1 protein-coding gene and 1 other annotated feature are annotated in these 1,291 nt (G+C 62.4%); the gene reads right to left on the bottom strand.

Annotated features, from left to right (window positions below):
- Window positions 1-39: 39 nt before the first annotated feature.
- A protein-coding gene (locus MRBLSP13_RS17340) for an IS3 family transposase (protein WP_363755764.1) occupies window positions 40-1,268 on the bottom strand; the annotation gives its coding sequence in 2 pieces (ribosomal slippage) (window positions 40-980 and window positions 980-1,268; 1,230 coding nt in all).
- Window positions 871-987: a sequence feature (AL1L pseudoknot), on the bottom strand. It overlaps the preceding gene by 117 nt.
- Window positions 1,269-1,291: the final 23 nt, after the last annotated feature.

The raw sequence follows: 1,291 nt of genomic DNA, 5'->3' as shown, positions 1-1,291 counted from the left end.
TGAACCGCCCCGGGATTGCCGGAGGCCATTTGGCTTAAATTATGCTGCCATGGGTGTGTCGTCCAGCATGGCGTAGTAGAGCTCCTCGGCTTCGGCAGGCGGGATGTTGCCGATGGGTGCGAGCAAGCGCCGGTTGTTAAACCAGTCGACCCATTCGAGAGTGGCGTATTCAACCGCTTCAAATGACCGCCATGGTCCCCGCCGGTGGATCACCTCCGCCTTGTAAAGACCGTTGACCGTCTCAGCCAAGGCGTTGTCGTAGCTGTCGCCAACACTCCCGACAGACGGCTCGATCCCGGCTTCGGCAAGGCGCTCGGTATACTTGATCGAGACATACTGGCTGCCGCGGTCGCTGTGGTGGATGAGGCCACCGCGATGGACAGGGCGCCGATCATGGATCGCCTGTTCGAGGGCATCCAGCACGAAGCTGGCATGCGCCGTCCTGCTCACCCGCCAGCCCACGATGTAGCGGGCGTAGACGTCGATCACGAAGGCCACGTAGACGAACCCTACCCAAGTCGCGACGTAAGTGAAGTCCGACACCCACAGCATGTTTGGCGCGGGCGCATGAAACTGGCGGTTGACCTGATCTAGCGGACACGGTGCCGCCTTGGCGCTGATCGTCGTCTTCACCGGCTTGCCACGGATCACGCCCTGCAGGCCGAGATCACGCATCAGCCGTTCCACCGTGCAGCGGGTGATATCGAAGCCCTCGCGCCTCATCTGCCGCCACACCTTGCGTACGCCGTAGACCTTGAAGTTGGCATCGAACACCCGCCGGACCTCGGGCTTCATCGCCTCGTCGCGCTGGGCACGTGGCGACAGGCGCGAAGGATCGCGGCGCTGCGCCACACGTTCATGGTAGGTGGATGGGGCGATCGGCAGAACCCGGCAGATCGGCTCGACCCCATACTCACCCCGATGCTCATCAATGAAGCTGGTCATCGCTTGAACGGGCGGTCGAGCTCCGCCTGGGCAAAATATGCGGAAGCCTTGCGCAGGATCTCGTTGGCCTGCCGGAGCTCGCGGTTCTCGCGTTCCAGCGCCTTCAACCGGTCCGCCAACTCGGTCGGAACGCCGGCCCGCTTGCCACTGTTCACTTCGGCCTTTTTTACCCACTCCAGCAGCGTGTGGCCGGAACAACCGATCATGGCAGAAATCGAGGTGATAGCCGCCCAGCGGGATGGATGCTCGGCTTCTTGGTCCAGCACCAGGCGGACTGCCCGCTCGCGCACCTCCGGTGCAAACTTGTTCGTTGTCTTGCTCATCTTAGACCCTACCTCTCAGGAGT

This window comes from Sphingobium sp. LSP13-1-1.1 (assembly GCF_040676415.1).
In the GTDB taxonomy this organism is placed as follows: domain Bacteria; phylum Pseudomonadota; class Alphaproteobacteria; order Sphingomonadales; family Sphingomonadaceae; genus Sphingobium.
The sequence above is the reverse complement of the archived record's forward strand: the minus strand, read 5'-3'. Positions and strand labels throughout refer to the sequence as shown.